The organism is Xanthomarina arctica (assembly GCF_014638915.1).
In the GTDB taxonomy this organism is placed as follows: Bacteria; Bacteroidota; Bacteroidia; order Flavobacteriales; family Flavobacteriaceae; genus Xanthomarina; species Xanthomarina arctica.
This window is the reverse complement of sequence record NZ_BMFQ01000003.1, coordinates 381,003-398,989: the sequence shown is the minus strand read 5'-3', so window position 1 is coordinate 398,989 and position 17,987 is coordinate 381,003. Positions and strand designations below refer to the sequence as shown.

Here is a 17,987-nt window from a genome sequence, read left to right as displayed (position 1 = left end):
ATGCACAAAATAGATATAGACCTAATAGAAATGACCTTAGATGTTATGAAATATGCCATTGGTAGAATTTCTGCAACCGAGCATCCTATAGGGAAACCAAAAAAGTACGAAGAACTTAAAGAGCTTGTTGGCGAGACCGTAACCGAAAGTGGTGTTGGTGGCGAATATGCTTTCAACTTATGGAAAGAGCATTTGTCTAAAGCCAATGTGCCGGTGGATCATCCTAGAAATTTAGCTTTTGTGCCTGCATCTCCAACACGTGCGGCAATTATGTTCGATTTGGTAACTTCTGCCTCTAGCATTCATGGTGCTTATTGGATGGAAGGTGCAGGTGGTATTTTTTGTGAAAATGAAGCCATGAAATGGATTGTTTCCTTAACAGGTTTACCTGAAGGAGCTTTTGGTGTGTTTACTAGTGGTGGAACTGCAGCCAATTTATCTGCTATAGTAACTGCTAGAGAACATTGGAGGGAAGATGATACCTACAAAAGAGAAAAAGGTTTAATTATTACGTCAATTGGAGCGCATTCATCAGTAAAAGCTATGGCGAAAGTAGCCGATGTGGATATTCTTTTGGTAGATTCTGAAGAGCGATTAACGGGATCTGATCTCCGTGAAACAATTGATAAACTAAATTTTCATCAAAGAAAACGTTTGTTTGCCGTTGTTGCAACTGGTGGTACAACCAATGCCGGAATTATCGACGATTTAGAAGGTATTGCAGAAATTTGCGAAAAAGAAAATATTTGGCTTCATGTAGATGCCGCTTATGGTGGAGGTGCTTTGGCGGCCGATTCTGTAAGACATTTATTTAATGGTATTGAAAGAGCAGATAGTATTACCATAGATCCTCATAAATGGATGTTTTCGCCATACGATTGTGGCGCAGTTATTTATAAAAATCCAGAATTAGCTAAAAACGCGCATTCGCAACAAGGGTCTTATTTGGATATTTTTAAAGATGAAGGTGCTCATGGTTTTAATCCAACAGATTATCAAATACAATTAACGCGTCGTGTTCGTGGTTTACCTTTATGGTTTTCTTTAGCAACACACGGAACCGATAAATATAAAGAAGCCGTAGAGCGTGGTCTGGAATTAGCCCAGATTGCTGGTAAATTAATTGAAGAAAATCCGAATGTCGAATTGGTAAGAGAACCAAGTTTGTCTTGTGTTCTTTACAGAAGAATTGGATGGAAGCCGGAAGACTACACGCATTGGACTTACGAAAATCATAAAAAAGGCTTTGCTTTAGTAACGCCAACCAAATGGAAAAATGGAGATACTTTTGAAACGGTTTCTCGTTTTTGCTTTATCAATCCGGATACCACAGAAGAAGATATTCGGTTGATTTTGGAGTCCATGAATTAATTTCAAAAACAGGTTTGCTAAACAGAGAATTAAAGAATCAATTACTATTTTTGCACATGCAGCATAACAAGGTACTTATATTAGATTTCGGTTCGCAATACACACAACTTATTGCACGAAGAGTGAGAGAACTCAATATTTATTGCGAGATTCATCCCTTCAATAAAATTCCTAACAACGTAGAAGAATACAAGGCAGTCGTTCTTTCTGGAAGTCCATTTTCAGTTAGAGGCGAAAATGCACTTCATCCTGATTTATCAAAAATTAGAGGCAAAAAACCCTTATTAGCTGTTTGTTATGGCGCACAATATTTGGCACACTTTTCAGGTGGCGAAGTAGCTCCTTCAAATACAAGAGAATATGGGCGAGCAAACTTATCTTTTGTAAAATCTGATGAAGCCTTTTTTGAAAATATAAACAAAGGAAGCCAAGTCTGGATGAGTCATAGTGATACCATCAAAAATCTTCCTACTAATGGCGTTTTATTGGCAAGTACAAACGATGTGCAAAATGCCGCTTATAAAATTGAAGGTGAGGATACCTATGCCATTCAATTTCATCCGGAAGTGTATCATTCAACTGATGGGAAACAATTATTAGAAAACTTTTTAGTTCATATTGCAAAAGTTGAGCAAGACTGGACACCACAATCTTTTGTTGAAGAAACGGTTGAAGATTTACAAACCAAATTGGGTAACGATAGAGTTGTTTTAGGTCTCTCTGGAGGAGTTGATTCTTCCGTAGCTGCCATGTTATTGCATAAAGCTATTGGTGAAAACTTGTATTGTATTTTTGTAAATAATGGTTTGTTAAGAAAAAATGAGTTTACAGATGTCTTAGAACAATATAAAGGCATGGGCCTTAATGTAAAAGGTGTCGATGCTTCAACTCGCTTTTTAGATGCCCTTGCAGGACTAAGCGATCCAGAAGAAAAAAGAAAGGCTATTGGTCGAGTATTCATTGAAGTTTTTGATGATGAGGCTCACGAAATATCAGATGTTAAATGGTTGGCTCAAGGTACTATTTATCCAGATGTTATAGAAAGTGTTTCGGCAACTGGAGGTCCAAGTGCTACTATTAAAAGCCATCACAATGTAGGTGGTTTGCCGGATTTTATGAAACTTAGAATAGTAGAGCCTTTAAAAGCTTTATTTAAAGATGAAGTTCGCCGTGTAGGTGCTTCTATGGATATGGATGCTACACTTTTAGGGCGTCACCCATTTCCCGGTCCTGGATTGGCCATCAGAATTTTGGGTGATATTACTGCTGAAAAAGTGCGTATTTTACAAGAAGTGGATGCTGTTTTTATCAATGGTTTAAAGGAATGGAATTTGTACGATAAAGTATGGCAAGCTGGAGCCATTCTCTTACCTGTTAATAGTGTAGGAGTAATGGGAGACGAGCGTACCTACGAAAAATGCGTGGCTCTTAGAGCCGTAGAAAGTACGGATGGTATGACGGCCGATTGGGTGAATTTACCATACGAGTTTTTACAAAAAACTTCAAACGATATAATAAATAAAGTAAAAGGCGTTAATAGAGTAGTGTACGATATTAGCTCAAAACCGCCAGCAACTATCGAGTGGGAGTAGAATTCCTGCGCAGGCAGGAATCTCATTCATAGGAACTCATATTTTTATGTTATGGAAGCTTGCCAGTCGAAAAGTATCGTTTTACACTTAAATCTTTTTTCGCTATTTTTAATGCTTTGGCATAAAAATGGCTTATTAAAAGAACCATGTTTTAGTAACTCAGATAATTAATCATATTTGGGTTTAGGAAGCAAAACAGTAGAAAACGTTTTAACGATTGATGATTATAATTAAAAGTCACTCATTTTCAAGAGTACCCCTATGAAAAAAATAATATACATCCTATGCTTAGTTTTTATGTTTGGTTGTTCTGCTACCCAAGCTCAAAACTTCAAGACCCATAAAGTAAAACAAGGAGAGACCATTGAAAGCATTGCAAAAACTTACCAAGTTTCTGTTAATGATGTCTATGGTTTAAATCCGGATGCTAAAAAAGGTATTAAACCTAATACCGTTTTAATTATTCCAAAGTCTAAAGATTTAAATACTGCGCCACAAGCTACTATAGTAAAAGAATTGGTTGGTTTTAAACAGCATAAAGTTAAACGTAAAGAAACTATGTATAGTTTAGCTAAGGAGTATGATGTTACCCAAGACGAACTAAAAAAACACAACACCTTTTTATATGCCAACAACTTAAAAAAGGGAGATGAATTAAAAATTCCTGTTTACAAAAAAGTTTTAGTTGTTACTGAACCAGAATCCACTACTAAATTATACACCGTGCAGCCTAAGGAAGGAAAATGGCGTATAGCTTATAAATTTGGAATCACAGTAGAACAGTTAGAGGTTTTAAACCCTGGAATGAATGAGGTTCTTAATGCTGAAGACCAAATAAATGTTCCAAATATTGAATTAAAAGAAGAAAAACCAATTGACGACGGGTACTCTTATTATAAGGTTTTACCTAAGGAAGGTTTTTATAGGCTTAAATTAAAACTTGGTTTAGAGCAGGTACAATTAGAAACATTAAATCCAGAGCTTAAGGAGGCTGGTTTAAAAGAGGGGATGATTTTAAAAGTGCCTTACAACGCTTCATTGGAAAAAACAGTTGTAATTGTAGAAGAAGAAGGCACCGATTTAACAGACAATATAAAAAGTTATAAAACCAAGCATATTGTAATTATGCTTCCTTTTCAGCTTAATAAGGTGCATGCCGATTCAATTCAAGATGCAAAAAGAGAATTAAGAACAAATCATTTTTTAAGCACATCTTTAGATTTTTATTCTGGTTCTTTAATGGCCTTAGATTCCCTTAAAAAGTTAGGTATTTCATTAAAGGTCGATGTGTACGACACTAGAAATTCACTAAGTGAAGTTTCAACTATTCTCAGCACAAAATCCTTTAGCGGTGTCAATGCGGTTATCGGTCCAATTATGCCAAATAATATCGAAAAAGTAGCCTCAGAATTAAACGCGTATAACATTCCTGTAATTTCACCAATTACAAAAAATGTCACGCTTTCTGAAAATGTATTTCAATCCAGACCATCTGAAGATTTGTTATATGATAAAATGGTTAATTACGTTAAAAATGATAGTTCTGTAAGTCAGGTGATTATTGTTTCAGATATAAAACATACAAAAGAAAACGATAACTTGAAGCGCACCTTTCCTGCGGCACCACAAGTGTTTTCTAGAAAAAACAAAAAAGAGGAAGACGCTTTCTATATTTTAGATAACGACATTACAAGTAGATTGAAGCCCGGAAAAAATATCATATTTTTAGAAACAGATAATCCTGGATTTATTTCTAATGTAACTAGTAAATTAAATTCCTTAAAAACCAGTACGAGTAGTATTGTTTTAGTTACCACTAACATGAATGATGCTTTTGAAAACGATGAGGTTTCTAATTACCATCTATCGAATTTGCAATTTCATTTTCCTACTATTTCAAAATCTTATAGTGAAGAGGATAGAAATCCGTTTGTAAAAGCCTATGAAAAACGCTACGGAATAACACCAAATAAAATTGCAGTTCGTGGTTTCGATCTTACTATGGATGTGGTGTTGCGTTTAGTAACATCAGAAGATTTATATTTATCTGTAACCGAAACGCCGTTAACAGAATATGTTGAAAATAAATTTGCTTACAAAAAGAAGTTTTTGGGTGGCTATTATAACGAAACGGTTTACCTTGTTAAATATCAAGATTTAAAAATTATAGAAGTAGAATAGCGCTTATTAAAGTCACAAGTTTGATTAAATAATTTGATATAATTGATTTTTTATGTGGCTTAGAAAAATAGGGTTTTTTATTCTTCTTGGAAGTTGGTTTTTTAGTTTCTCACAAAACGAAGAACCAGTAATTATATGGGAAGAATCCAATAAATTATCTTGGGAAAATTTTAAAGAGAAGCCGGAGCCAAATTCAGATGCTGTAGCTATTACAGCTTCGGGAATAACGTTCCAATATGCAGTACAAACAAGCGACAACCAAATTACAGGGTTTACTACTCAGGTACAAACACTTTTTTATCCTGAAAAATCGTGGTGTAAACCTGAAAGAACAAATGCCCATATTTTGTCTCATGAGCAACTTCATTTTGATATTACAGAATGGCATGCAAGAAAATTTAAACAGCAAATAAAAGCTTTAGAAATTTCAGAAAAGCTACCTAAAAATTTAGATGCCTTATATAAAAATAGTATTAAAGATCTAAATAAAATGCAGGACTTATACGATTCTGAAACAGATTATTCCAGAAAAATAGAAGCTCAAGCTAAATGGCAAGAGCAAGTTCATAAAGAATTAACCCAGCTTTCAAATTTTAAATCCTCCAATTAATTTTGTTAGAACCAGATAAAGATTTTTTAATTAAATTGGCTCATACCAAAATGCCATACGGGAAATATAAGAATAGAGATCTTATAGAGCTACCCGAATATTATGTGGTTTGGTATCATAATAAAGGGTTTCCAAAAGGGAAATTGGGCGACATGCTTCAAACAGTTTATGAACTAAAGTTAAATGGTTTAGAAGATTTAATTAGGAATATTAAAAGGCAATTCCCAAAATAAATTAGGTTAAAGTAAGTTAATTCTCCATCGAATGACCTTCATAATAAAATGCCGAATAAATTACTAGAAACAATACCTTAATAACTCTTTAATTTTGTAATTTTGCAGGCGTTTAACAACGCAACATGACAACTACAACAAAATACATATTTGTAACAGGAGGTGTTACTTCTTCTTTAGGAAAAGGAATCATAGCCGCTTCTCTTGCAAAATTACTTCAAGCCCAAGGTTACCGTACAACCATACAGAAACTAGATCCATATATCAATGTCGATCCAGGAACTTTAAACCCATACGAACATGGCGAATGTTATGTAACCGACGATGGTGCTGAAACAGATTTAGATTTAGGTCATTACGAGCGTTTTTTAAACGTCCCTACTAGTCAGGCAAATAATGTCACGACTGGGCGTATCTACCAAAGCGTTATTCAAAAAGAACGTAGAGGTGAATTTTTAGGAAAAACCGTTCAGGTTATTCCTCATATTACAGACGAAATTAAAGAGCGTGTTCAAATTCTAGGGAAATCTGGAAATTTCGATATCGTTATTACTGAAATTGGTGGAACTGTTGGAGATATAGAGTCCTTGCCATATATTGAAGCTGTAAGACAGTTAAAATGGGATTTAGGAGATAACAATGCTATTGTAATTCATTTAACCCTAGTGCCATATTTATCTGCTGCTGGAGAGTTAAAAACAAAACCAACCCAACACAGTGTAAAAACCTTAATGGAAAGTGGTGTGATGGCAGACATTTTAGTGTGTAGAACAGAACATGAATTACCACAAGAGTTAAGAAGTAAATTAGCAAAGTTTTGTAATGTTCGTGAAGAAGCTGTAATTCAGTCTATAGATGCTTCAACCATTTATGATGTGCCTAACTTAATGTTAGAACAAGGCTTGGATAAAGTTGTTTTAAAGAAACTAGCTTTAGAAAGTCGCATTCCAGATTTAACCAAATGGAACAAATTTGTACAACGTCATAAAAACCCAAAAACTGAAATCACTATTGGTTTGATTGGGAAATACGTTGAATTACAAGATTCTTATAAATCTATTTTAGAATCTTTTATTCACGCAGGAGCTGAAAATGAAGTGAAGGTTAATGTAGAGCCAATCCATTCAGAATATTTAAACGAAGACAACATAAAGGCAAAACTATCTCATTTAGATGGTGTTTTAGTAGCTCCAGGTTTTGGAGAAAGAGGTATTGAAGGAAAAATAGCCGCTGTAAAATATGTACGTGAAAATAACATTCCCTTTTTAGGAATTTGTTTGGGAATGCAAATGGCAGTTATAGAGTTTGCTAGAAACGTGCTAAACCTTAAAGATGCTAATTCTACCGAAATGGATAGCAAAACACCAGATCCTGTTATTGCATTAATGGAAGCCCAAAAAGATGTTACAGAAAAAGGAGGTACCATGAGACTTGGTGCTTGGGCTTGCGATTTAAAAATGGACTCTCTTGCTCAAAAAATTTATAAAGCGAACACCATTTTAGAAAGACACAGACATCGTTTTGAATTTAATAATGAATACAAGGAAAAGATTGAAGCAGCAGGAATGCTTGCTACAGGATTAAATCCAGAAACAGGACTTGTGGAAATTATTGAAATTCCAAATCACCCTTGGTTTGTTGGCGTACAATACCATCCAGAATATAAGAGTACGGTTGCCAATCCGCATCCGCTATTTGTTGCTTTTATTAAGGCCGCTTTAAAGCATAAAAAAAATGCCAAAAGTGTCAGTATGGCATAAAAATAATATTGGATTAATTTTTGACTAATTAATCGATCCAGACCTACCAGGTTTCTAAAACCTGGTAGGTCTCAAATACATTAAGATAAAAACTAACCACTACTTGGCTCTCTTCATATAATAGAGGAGAAAATATTAAATATGGAAGAAAAGAAACTTGACGTAAAATCTATAATCGGATTTGTACTAATTTTTGGAATACTTGTGTACATGATGTACATGAACAAACCAACCGAAGAAGAGCAAGCCGCTCAAGAAAAAGCCAAACAAGAACAAGTTGAAGCAGAGAAAGTAGCCGCCATAGAAGCCGATGTAGCAGTTGCAGTTGCCGAAGATTTTTCAGTAGCAACAACTACAGATTCTCTACAATTAATTGCTTTAAACAATAAATTAGGCGCTTTTGCTTATTCTTCAACGCTTCCTTCAGCAACAGATAACGAAACAGTTATTGAAACAGAGGTGCTAGCCCTGAAATTCAGTAACAAAGGTGGTTATTTATCTGAAATAAAATTAAAACAGTTTGTCGATTTTGATTCTGTTCCAATTTATTTGGTTAGAAATGGTAATACGGATTTCAATATCAATTTTGGTACTACAGACAGTCGTATTTTAAATACCAAAGATCTTTATTTTCAACCTACAGTTACAAAAAATGGTGAGAATACAGTAGTTTCTATGAAACTGATGGTGTCTCCAGAAAAATATTTAGAGTATCGTTACGAATTGAAACCAGACGATTATATGGTAGATTTTACCATTAAATCTCAAGGTTTAAATAATGTGATTAATAGTTCTCAAGAGGTTAATTTAGATTGGAAGTTAAAAACCTATCGTCATGACCAAAGTATTACTTATGAAAATCGTTACACACGTTTAACATACCAATACGAAGATGGTAAGATAGACAAGCTCTCTCAAGCCGGGGAAGATGAAGAGATTATTAACGACCTAACATGGTTATCATACAGACAGCACTTTTTTAGTTCTATTTTAGTTTCTAAAGCACCTTTAAATGGGGTTATTATTTCTTCGGAAGATTTAGTAGCAAACGAAGATATTGATACCGTTTTTACAAAACAGTTCAATACAAAACTTCCTTTGAATTTTGTAGCCGGTGAAATCAACCAACCTTTAAGATTCTATTTTGGACCAACCGATAGTAAAATATTAAAAAAATACGACGAAAATTTAGAAGAAAGTATTCCATTTGGTTGGGGTATTTTTGGATGGATTAACAAAGCCTTGTTTATTCCATTATTCGGCTTTTTAAGTGGGTTCCTTCCTTATGGAGTTGCTATTATTGTCATGACTATTCTTATTAAAGTACTTATGTCTTTTGTACAATACAAGCAATTTTTATCTCAAGCAAAATTGAAGGTATTAAAACCGGAATTGGATGCTATTAGAGAAAAGTACAAAGACAATAAAATGAAAGCGCAACAAGAAACTATGGCGCTTCAAAATAAAGCAGGAGCTAGTCCTTTAAGTGGATGTTTACCAGGGTTAATACAATTACCGGTATTCTACGCCTTGTTCATGTTTTTCCCAACAGCATTCGCATTAAGACAAAAAAGTTTCCTTTGGGCAGACGATTTATCATCTTATGATGCTGTGGCTTATTTACCATTTAAAATTCCATGGTATGGAGACCACGTAAGTTTGTTCCCAATCTTGGCAGCAATCGCTATTTTCTTTTATATGAAAATGACAACAGGACAGCAAATGGCTTCACAACCAACACAAGAAGGGATGCCTGATATGGCTAAAATGATGAAGTATATGATTTACTTGTCGCCTTTAATGATGTTATTCTTCTTTAATAACTACGCTTCAGGTTTAAGTTTATATTACTTTGTCTCGAATGCTATTAGTATTGGAATCATGTTGGTAATTAAGAATTTTATTCTTGATGAAGATAAAATACATGCTCAAATTCAGGTGAATAAAGCCAAGCCTAAAAAGCAAAATAAATTCCAAAAGAAGATGGCGGATATGATGGAGCAAGCAGAGCAACAAAAAGAAGCGCAGCAAAAGCGTAAGAAATAAAAGTAAGAAGCTGCCTTTATTGGCAGCTTTTTTTTTATACTAATTTAAAGACTAAAGCGTTTTAAAAGTTCTTTTATAGGCTAAATACATAAATTATATTGCGCTACGATTCACACTGATTTTTAGAAAATTTTAGATTTTTACATGTGTGTTAATTAGTGTAATTCCTGTCTTAAAAAGAGAAAGTCGATTTTAATACATTTATCCCATACTGTAACATTTTAGTAAAACTATCGTTATAATTACGAATCTTAAAGAAACTGATCCAAATGAACATAAAACAAATTCATATTTTTATATTTCTATTAATTCCAACCTTGTTCATGGCGCAATCCGTTAATCAATTGGATAAAAACGGGAAAAGAGATGGTGTTTGGAAAAAGAACTTCGACAACACAAATATCGTAAGATATGAAGGGACATTTTTACACGGAAAAGAAATTGGGTTATTCAAATTTTATAAAAGCATCAATAAAACAGCGGTTTTAACAGCAACCAAGCAGTTTAATGAAAAGGACAATCTTGCTGAGGTAACCTATTATGCATCCAACGGAAAAGTAATAAGTAAAGGGATCATGAATGGAAAAGATAATATTGGGGAATGGACCATTTATCATAATAGTTCCACCCAAGTAATGACCTTAGAACATTATAATAACCAAGGACAATTAGATGGGGAAAGCATGGTTTATTATAGTGACGGACAGCTGGCAGAAAAGCGCCATTTTATCAAAAATAAAGTGCAAGGTAAAGCTATCTGGTATTATGAAAATGGCAATGAAATGAAAATATATCATTACGAGAATGGTTTATTACACGGAGAGGCTAAATTTTACCTAGCTGAAGGAGCTTTAGAAATTGAAGGTCAGTATAAAAACGACCAAAAGGATGGTATTTGGAAATACTATAAGGATGGTGAACTTTCAGATGAAAAGGACTATACCCGTTATTCTAAAAACCCATATAATAAAAAGGACTAATGTATCTTTAATCAAAAGAATTCCTCGATATTTTATTTCGAGGTTTCCGAAACACCTCTCCTTTGGAGAGGTCAGAACTGCCATTTTGCAGTTCTGGGAGAGGCCAAATATAAAAGCTCCTTATAAAAATAAGGAGCTTTACTTTTTTAGGGATATCACAAGTTGAGTAAGCTATTAATCAAACGAAGAAAGGATTCCACCTAAACATAAGTGCTGTAAATATAAAAAAAATGAGCTTATTCGAAAGGTTATAACTTTATAAAAATAAAATAATTTATAAATTATTGAGTATCATAAAGGTAATTAAGCGGCATTTAATTTTAAATATACTTAATAAACAGATTTAGTTAAAATCCGTATCTTTGCAAATTGAAAATGATGAAGAAAAAACGCGTAATAGTTGGACTTTCTGGAGGTGTAGATTCCAGTGTAGCTGCTTACTTATTAAAGGAGCAAGGGTATGAGGTTATAGGCTTGTTTATGAAAAACTGGCATGACGATTCAGTGACTATTTCTAACGAATGTCCTTGGTTAGATGATAGTAATGATGCCATGTTAGTAGCCGATAAATTAGGCATTCCATTTCAATCGGTCGATTTAAGCAAGGAATACAAAGAACGTATCGTGGACTATATGTTTAACGAATATGAAAAAGGTAGAACGCCAAACCCAGACGTCCTTTGTAATCGCGAAATTAAGTTCGATGTCTTTATGAAAATTGCTTTAGAACTTGGAGCAGATTATGTCGCTACAGGTCATTATTGCAAAAAAAGCACTCTTGAAAAAGATGGTAAAGAGGTTTATCAATTAATAGCTGGAGCAGATAACAATAAAGACCAATCTTATTTTTTATGTCAGTTATCTCAAGAGCAGTTAGCAAAAGCTTTATTTCCAATTGGAGAATTGCAAAAGCCAGAAGTTAGGGAAATTGCCAAGCAACAAGATTTAATTACTGCCGAGAAGAAAGATTCTCAAGGCCTATGTTTTATTGGAAAAGTAAGGTTGCCAGAATTCCTTCAACAACAACTAAAACCTAAAGAAGGGGTTATTGTTGAAGTTCCTGCAGATTTGGATGCTTATAAACAAGAGCGTCCTACCTTTCATTCAAAAGAAGAGGAACTCCAATATCTCTCAAGAAAAATAGCCTATACGCTTTCCTCGGGAAAAGTAGTTGGTAAACATCAAGGCGCACATTATTTCACTAAAGGACAACGCAAAGGCTTGGCTGTTGGGGGAACCGTAGAACCTCTTTTTGTTATCGATACAGATGTGGTGGAAAACGTTATTTACACAGGACAAGGCAATCAGCATCCGGGATTATTTAAGTCGGCTCTTTTTGTTTCAAATGAAGAATTACATTGGATTCGGGAAGATTTAAAACTTCAGGATGGGGAGAATATGGAGGTTCTGGCGAGAATTCGTTATAGACAACCTTTAGAAAAAGCCATGCTTTATAAAGAAGCATCAGGTTTGTATGTGGAATTTCAAAATCCTCAATCAGCCATTACCGAAGGGCAATTTGTTGCTTGGTATCTGAAAAATGAATTAGTAGGTTCAGGAGTAATTTCTTAAATTGCATGAATTGCACCAAATAAAATTCAAAATGATCGATTAAATTCGTTTCTTTTTTCTTAATTTTTCAACATTAAATAGAACCGTAACTGAGGCTATGCTTATATTTTCTGTTTCATCTAAAGAAAAAATAATTCAAATTTATTATCAATCGTTCTAATATTCATTTGGTATTAAATAAAAACTCATGACCTCAAAACTACTTTTAGTATGCTTACTATGTTATCAATTTCAAGCTTTTGCCCAAGAAGATGCCTGGGTTTATCTTACAGATAAAGAAGCTGTTGTTGCTTCCATAGCAAATCCCATTTCAATTTTAACTCAAAAAGCTATTGATAGGAAAGTAGCTCATAATGTTCCAATAGACGTACGAGATGTGCCTGTAAACGAAACATATATTTCACAATTAAAAACCCAAACTGGCATTACTGTTCTTGCTAAATCCAAATGGTTTAATGCGGTTCATGTGCGAGGTAGTGAAACAAACATCAATACTTTAACCGATTTAACTTTTGTAAATTATATTGTTTTTGCTGATAATAATTTGAATGCAAGAACAAGCGAGCCAAAGAATAAATTCGAATTAGAAGGTGCGAGAACTACCTATACTTATGGTTCGGCTGCAAATCAAATTGAAATGATTCAAGGCGATGTGCTTCATCAAGATGATTATACCGGAACAGGAATGACTATTGCTGTTATTGACGCTGGTTTTGCAGATGTCATCAACATGGGAGCCTTTCAGTATGCAAGGGATAATGGCCTAATTTTAGGGGGTTACGATTTTTATGATAGAAACCCTGATATGTATGTTAACACATCCAGCTCTCATGGCACTCTAGTTTTGAGCACTATGGCTGGTTATATAGTTGACGAATATGTGGGTACCGCGCCAGATGCTTTTTATTATTTGTTTAGAACTGAAAATGCTCCAAACGAAAATCCCGTGGAAGAAAGCCTTTGGGTAGAAGCCGCAGAACGTGCAGATAGCTTAGGTGTAGATATTATTAACTCGTCTTTAGGTTATAAAACATACGATAATCCCAATTATAGTCATACGGATGCATCTTTAGATGGATTAACTACTTACATTAGTAAAGGTGCCAATATCGCATTCGAAAAAGGTATTCTTATTGTGAATTCTGCTGGTAATTCTGGAGAAGATGGCTTAAATGCGCCTGCAGATGCCGCTGGTGTTTTTACTATTGCAGCAGTAAATTCTAATGGCGATTATGCTACTTTTAGTTCTGTAGGTAGCGCTTTCCAACCTACTCAAAAACCAGATGTTGCTACTCAAGGACAGGCAAGTGCCGTTATTTGGGGAGATAATTCAATAGGTGCTGCAAATGGAACCTCTTTTAGTTCTCCAATCATGGCAGGTGCTTTGGCTTGTTTGTGGCAAGCTTTACCCGATTTAAGCAATGCGGAAATCATGCAACTCGTTAGGGAATCGGCTTCACAATTCAATATGCCAGATTATTTTATAGGATATGGTATTCCTAATCTGGCTATAGCTTTAAATCAAGGCTTAAGTATCAACGAAGTGGAACTTTTTCAAAATCAGATGAATGTGTATCCCAACCCTGTTCTTAATGAACTTCATATTTCAATGCCTTCAACAGAAAAGCAGGTTCAAGTTATTGTTTATAATATCTTAGGAAAAAAGGTGTTGGAAACCCAGATAAATTCATCTTCAATTATTAATGTGTCGTCTTTATCAAATGGAATTTATCTATTAAAATTGGAAACTCAAAATGGCACACAAACTAAAAAACTTATCAAAAGGTAATGCAAAATAGAATCACCCAATTATTCAATATAAAATACCCAATTATTCAAGCAGGCATGATCTGGAATTCTGGTTGGCGTTTGGCTTCGGCAGCAAGTAATGCAGGAGTTTTAGGCTTAATTGGAGCAGGAAGCATGTATCCAGATGTATTGCACGAGCACATTCAGAAATGTAAAAAAGCAACTAACAAACCTTTTGGGGTGAATGTGCCCATGTTATATCCTAATGTTCAAGAAATCATGGATATTATTGTGGAAGAAGGTGTTAAAATTGTTTTCACCTCTGCTGGAAATCCGAAAACATGGACGAGCTGGTTACAGGAAAAAGGCATTACAGTAGTTCATGTGGTTAGTAGTGTGAAATTTGCTTTAAAAGCACAAGAAGCAGGCGTAGATGCCATAGTTGCTGAAGGTTTTGAAGCAGGAGGTCATAACGGAAGAGATGAAACGACCACTTTAACATTGATTCCCATGGTGAAGGAACAGTTACAAATTCCATTAATCGCAGCAGGAGGGATTGCCACAGGAAAAGCCATGTTGGCTGCTATGATTTTGGGAGCAGATGCCGTTCAAGTTGGGAGTAGATTTGTTGCTAGTGAGGAAAGTTCGGCACATCAAGCCTTTAAACAAGTAGTAGTAGATGCCAAAGAAGGGGACACCCAATTAACTTTAAAAGAATTGGCGCCTGTAAGACTGGTAAAGAACAAGTTTTTTAATGAGATTCAAGACTTATATAAAACGTCCCCAACTAAAGAACAACTTATAGAATTACTTGGAAGAGCCAGAGCCAAACGAGGTATGTTTGAAGGCGATTTAGAAGATGGCGAATTAGAAATCGGACAAATTGCAGGCTTGATTCACGACATTAAACCAACAGCTCAAATTGTAGAAGATATGATGCAGGAGTTCGAGGAGGCTAAACAGTTTGTTTCGAATTTGTAAATTAATTCGTATTATTAATATTTAAATTATAGACCCCAACTACTATGAAACATTTTTACTTATCGTTATTTTCTTGCCTATTTTTTTTAAATTTTTCCAATGCCCAAGTGCCAACTTCAGAAAGGGATGCTTTAATAGCATTTTATAACGCTACAGATGGGCCAAATTGGAATCCATATATGTTTGAAAATTGGAATACAAGCAATCCTGTTTCTACTTGGTCAGGTATCACAGTTACTAACATTTCAGGAACAGACCATGTAACAGAATTTGATCTAATGCAGACAACTAACACAGTAACGGGAGTTATACCTCCTGAAATAGGGGATTTAACATATCTTACCATACTTAAAATAAATCGGAAGGATTTATACGGTAGTATTCCTTCAGAAATAGGAAATCTTACTAATTTGGTTGAGATAGAACTGAACCATAACCGTCTATCTGGAAGTATTCCTTCAGAAATAGGCAATTTAAATAACCTAGAGTGGTTATTGTTGTGGGATAATCAGTTAACAGGGAGTATACCAGTTAGTCTAGCTAATTGTACAAATCTTAATTCTCTTTCTTTAGAAGAAAATCAATTATCAGGTGAAATACCAGCAGAGTTTTCAAACTTAATAAATATGGAGCAATTCTGGATTAATGATAATAATTTATCAGGATCTGTATCTGGAATTTTTGATTCATGGGAGAACTTAGGAACCTTTGGCATTTATAATAACCAATTAACTGGTAATTTAGATTTAAGCTCTAGTATAGATATTGTTTGGATTCTTGCTGAAGACAATTTACTAGAAAATATTAAAATTAAAAATGGAAATAATTCTTTTCAAGCTACATTTAACGCATTTAATAACCCTAATTTGGTTTGTATTGAAGTGGATAATGCTTCTGATGCCATAAATGGGTTAGCTCCTTATGATTCAGGTTGGTATGTGGATAATGTCAATATCTACTCAGAAGATTGTGGTTCTTTAAGTACGGAAGAGTTTGTAACAAATTCACTAAAAATATATCCAAATCCAGTTTCAGACATACTCTACTTAGAGAATTCTAATAATCAAATTAAGGAATTTTGGATTTTTGATGCCCTTGGAAATCAAGTGTTTTCAAGTACTATAGTTAATAGAAAGCATAAAATTGATTTTTCTAGTTTTAGCAGTGGTGTTTATTTTCTAAAAGCTAAAGATACAGAAAATGCTATAGTCATAAAAAAAATTATTAAGTAAGACATCTAAAACCTAACGATGAAATTTAAATACCTACTCACTCTTTGCTTTTGTCTATTTTTAGGTTTTATAGTTATAGCTCAAAACCCTATAAAACTCAAAAAAATAACTAAAAAAAACTTTTTAATTTCCACTTCATATCAAGTATTAAAATCTGACAAGGAAACAAAACAAGGCTATTATAAGGAGTATAATTTATTTCATAAAATGCTCGTGGTTTCTGGAAACTATCATTTAAATAAAAAAGATGGTTTATGGCAAGAGTGGTTTACTTCAACTAGGTTACCTAGAAGTATAGGGTATTATAAAGATGGAAAAAAAGTAGGGGTTTGGGAGTATTATGAATTTGTTGACGGAAAAAAGCTTCATACCTATAATTATGATACGAATACCTTATTGTACGCAAGTAAACACCATAAAACGAGTGAGTACCATGTTATAGTAAATGGTGAGATTGTTTGGGATGCTCTGGATAATCCTCCTTTGTTAATAGGGGAGTTTTCATACACGAAACAAGATATAGGATTAGCATATATTACATTAAAAAAGAAACATCCTGACAAAAAAGATTTTTTTGCTGATGTTGATATTTTAATTAGAAAAGATGGGAGTATAGGTGATATAAAAGCCACAACTTCTTTTTCGAATCCAGATTTCTTAGATATTTTAAAAGCACAAATAAACGAAACCAGAGGTGAGTGGTTACCTGCTGAACTTCATGGCGAAAAAGTGGATGCCTATGTAAGTATGAGATTCAAGTTAGGTGAGTATTTTTAAATTAATTCGTATTATTATTATTATTATTATTTAAATTTTAAACCCCAACTACTATGAAATTTAAACACCTTCTCACTCTTTCCTTTTGTATCTTTTTAATCTCCATAGCATCAGCTCAGAAACCTGAAAAAGTAAAAATAAAAACGGAAAAAGGTATAAATGGCATAACCAACATTAAATACCAAGTTTTAAAATCTAATAAGAAAACTAAACATGGTTATTATAAAATAATTAATACGCATTACAAACAACTAGAAGTTTCAGGAACCTATAAATTTGGTAAAAAGGAAGGTTTGTGGCAAGAATGGATGTTTAGTCCTAGATCTCTTAAAAGCGAAGGGTATTATAAAAATGGAAAAAAAGTAGGAGTTTGGGAATATTATGATGAAGTGAGAAGGAGCCTGCTACATACCTACAATCATGACACAAATACCTTGAATTACTCAAGTAGCTGTGGCAAAAACTATCCACGCGATGTGATTATAAATAGCGAACGTGTTAAAAGAGAAATGGATTGTGTTCCCGATTTAGTTGGAGGAGTTACTACCTTAATGAATGATATTAATCTAACTTATTTTTTAACACAAAAGAAAAACGAACCATCAGAATCTTTTGTCGCAAATATCTCTATTTTAATTAAAAAAGATGGAACTATAGGTGAAATTGATGCTAATGGATCTTATTTAAATAAAAGGTTCATAGCTATTATAAAGGAAAAAACTAATAATCCAGAATTAATTTGGTTGCCAGGTACGCTCAATGGAGAAAAAGTGGATTCTTATACAAGTTTTGGGATTTATTCATCTAGTTATGATTAATTTAATAACTACTAGAAGCTCAAAATAAGGAAAGCCCTCAAATAGTTTAAAATTGAAATACCTTCTATCACTTTGCCTTTTTATA

General features: G+C 33.9%; 14 protein-coding genes. All 14 read left to right on the top strand.

Features of this window, described 5'->3' with window-relative positions; all coding sequences use genetic code 11:
- The 14 genes from IEV77_RS12980 (at nucleotide 1) to IEV77_RS12915 (ending at nucleotide 17,902) form a co-directional block, all read left to right on the top strand.
- Nucleotides 1-1,371 carry a pyridoxal phosphate-dependent decarboxylase family protein gene (locus tag IEV77_RS12980; protein WP_188465513.1) on the top strand — a complete coding sequence of 457 codons (1,371 nt, stop codon included), beginning with the start codon at nucleotides 1-3 and terminating at the stop codon, nucleotides 1,369-1,371.
- 56 nt (nucleotides 1,372-1,427) lie between these two features.
- Nucleotides 1,428-2,963: a glutamine-hydrolyzing GMP synthase gene (gene guaA / locus IEV77_RS12975; RefSeq protein WP_188465511.1), complete on the top strand. Its 1,536-nt coding sequence runs from the start codon at nucleotides 1,428-1,430 to the stop codon at nucleotides 2,961-2,963.
- Nucleotides 2,964-3,224: 261 nt separating this feature from the next.
- The gene (locus IEV77_RS12970) at nucleotides 3,225-5,144 is read left to right on the top strand and encodes an amino acid ABC transporter substrate-binding protein (protein ID WP_188465509.1); all 1,920 of its coding nucleotides are present in this window, start codon (nucleotides 3,225-3,227) and stop codon (nucleotides 5,142-5,144) included.
- 52 nt (nucleotides 5,145-5,196) lie between these two features.
- Nucleotides 5,197-5,754: a DUF922 domain-containing protein gene (locus IEV77_RS12965; protein WP_188465507.1), complete on the top strand. Its 558-nt coding sequence runs from the start codon at nucleotides 5,197-5,199 to the stop codon at nucleotides 5,752-5,754.
- Nucleotides 5,755-5,756: 2 nt separating this feature from the next.
- Nucleotides 5,757-5,987, top strand: coding sequence for a DUF3820 family protein (locus IEV77_RS12960; protein WP_188465505.1), 231 nt, complete (start codon nucleotides 5,757-5,759; stop codon nucleotides 5,985-5,987).
- A 125-nt stretch (nucleotides 5,988-6,112) separates the two neighbouring features.
- The gene (gene pyrG, locus IEV77_RS12955) at nucleotides 6,113-7,747 is read left to right on the top strand and encodes a CTP synthase (RefSeq protein WP_188465503.1); all 1,635 of its coding nucleotides are present in this window, start codon (nucleotides 6,113-6,115) and stop codon (nucleotides 7,745-7,747) included.
- 141 nt (nucleotides 7,748-7,888) lie between these two features.
- Nucleotides 7,889-9,793 carry a membrane protein insertase YidC gene (gene yidC / locus IEV77_RS12950; RefSeq protein WP_188465501.1) on the top strand — a complete coding sequence of 635 codons (1,905 nt, stop codon included), beginning with the start codon at nucleotides 7,889-7,891 and terminating at the stop codon, nucleotides 9,791-9,793.
- Between the two features lie 269 nt (nucleotides 9,794-10,062).
- The gene (locus IEV77_RS12945; RefSeq protein ID WP_229736671.1) at nucleotides 10,063-10,773 is read left to right on the top strand and encodes a toxin-antitoxin system YwqK family antitoxin; all 711 of its coding nucleotides are present in this window, start codon (nucleotides 10,063-10,065) and stop codon (nucleotides 10,771-10,773) included.
- Between the two features lie 378 nt (nucleotides 10,774-11,151).
- Complete coding sequence (gene mnmA, locus IEV77_RS12940; protein ID WP_188466241.1) at nucleotides 11,152-12,345, top strand: tRNA 2-thiouridine(34) synthase MnmA; 1,194 nt, start codon at nucleotides 11,152-11,154, stop codon at nucleotides 12,343-12,345.
- Nucleotides 12,346-12,532: 187 nt separating this feature from the next.
- On the top strand, nucleotides 12,533-14,134 hold the full coding sequence (locus IEV77_RS12935) for a S8 family serine peptidase (protein ID WP_188465499.1): 1,602 nt from the start codon (nucleotides 12,533-12,535) through the stop codon (nucleotides 14,132-14,134).
- Entirely contained in the window at nucleotides 14,134-15,075 is a 942-nt protein-coding gene (locus IEV77_RS12930; protein ID WP_188465497.1) for an NAD(P)H-dependent flavin oxidoreductase, read from the top strand. The genes IEV77_RS12935 and IEV77_RS12930 overlap by 1 nt, the downstream gene beginning before the upstream one ends.
- 44 nt (nucleotides 15,076-15,119) lie before the next feature.
- On the top strand, nucleotides 15,120-16,307 hold the full coding sequence (locus tag IEV77_RS12925; RefSeq protein ID WP_188465495.1) for a T9SS type A sorting domain-containing protein: 1,188 nt from the start codon (nucleotides 15,120-15,122) through the stop codon (nucleotides 16,305-16,307).
- A gap of 18 nt (nucleotides 16,308-16,325) precedes the next feature.
- The gene (locus IEV77_RS12920; RefSeq protein WP_188465494.1) at nucleotides 16,326-17,084 is read left to right on the top strand and encodes a toxin-antitoxin system YwqK family antitoxin; all 759 of its coding nucleotides are present in this window, start codon (nucleotides 16,326-16,328) and stop codon (nucleotides 17,082-17,084) included.
- A gap of 53 nt (nucleotides 17,085-17,137) precedes the next feature.
- A complete protein-coding gene (locus tag IEV77_RS12915; RefSeq protein WP_188465492.1) occupies nucleotides 17,138-17,902 on the top strand; it encodes a toxin-antitoxin system YwqK family antitoxin in 765 nt (254 codons plus the stop codon).
- The last annotated feature ends 85 nt before the right edge of the window (nucleotides 17,903-17,987 follow it).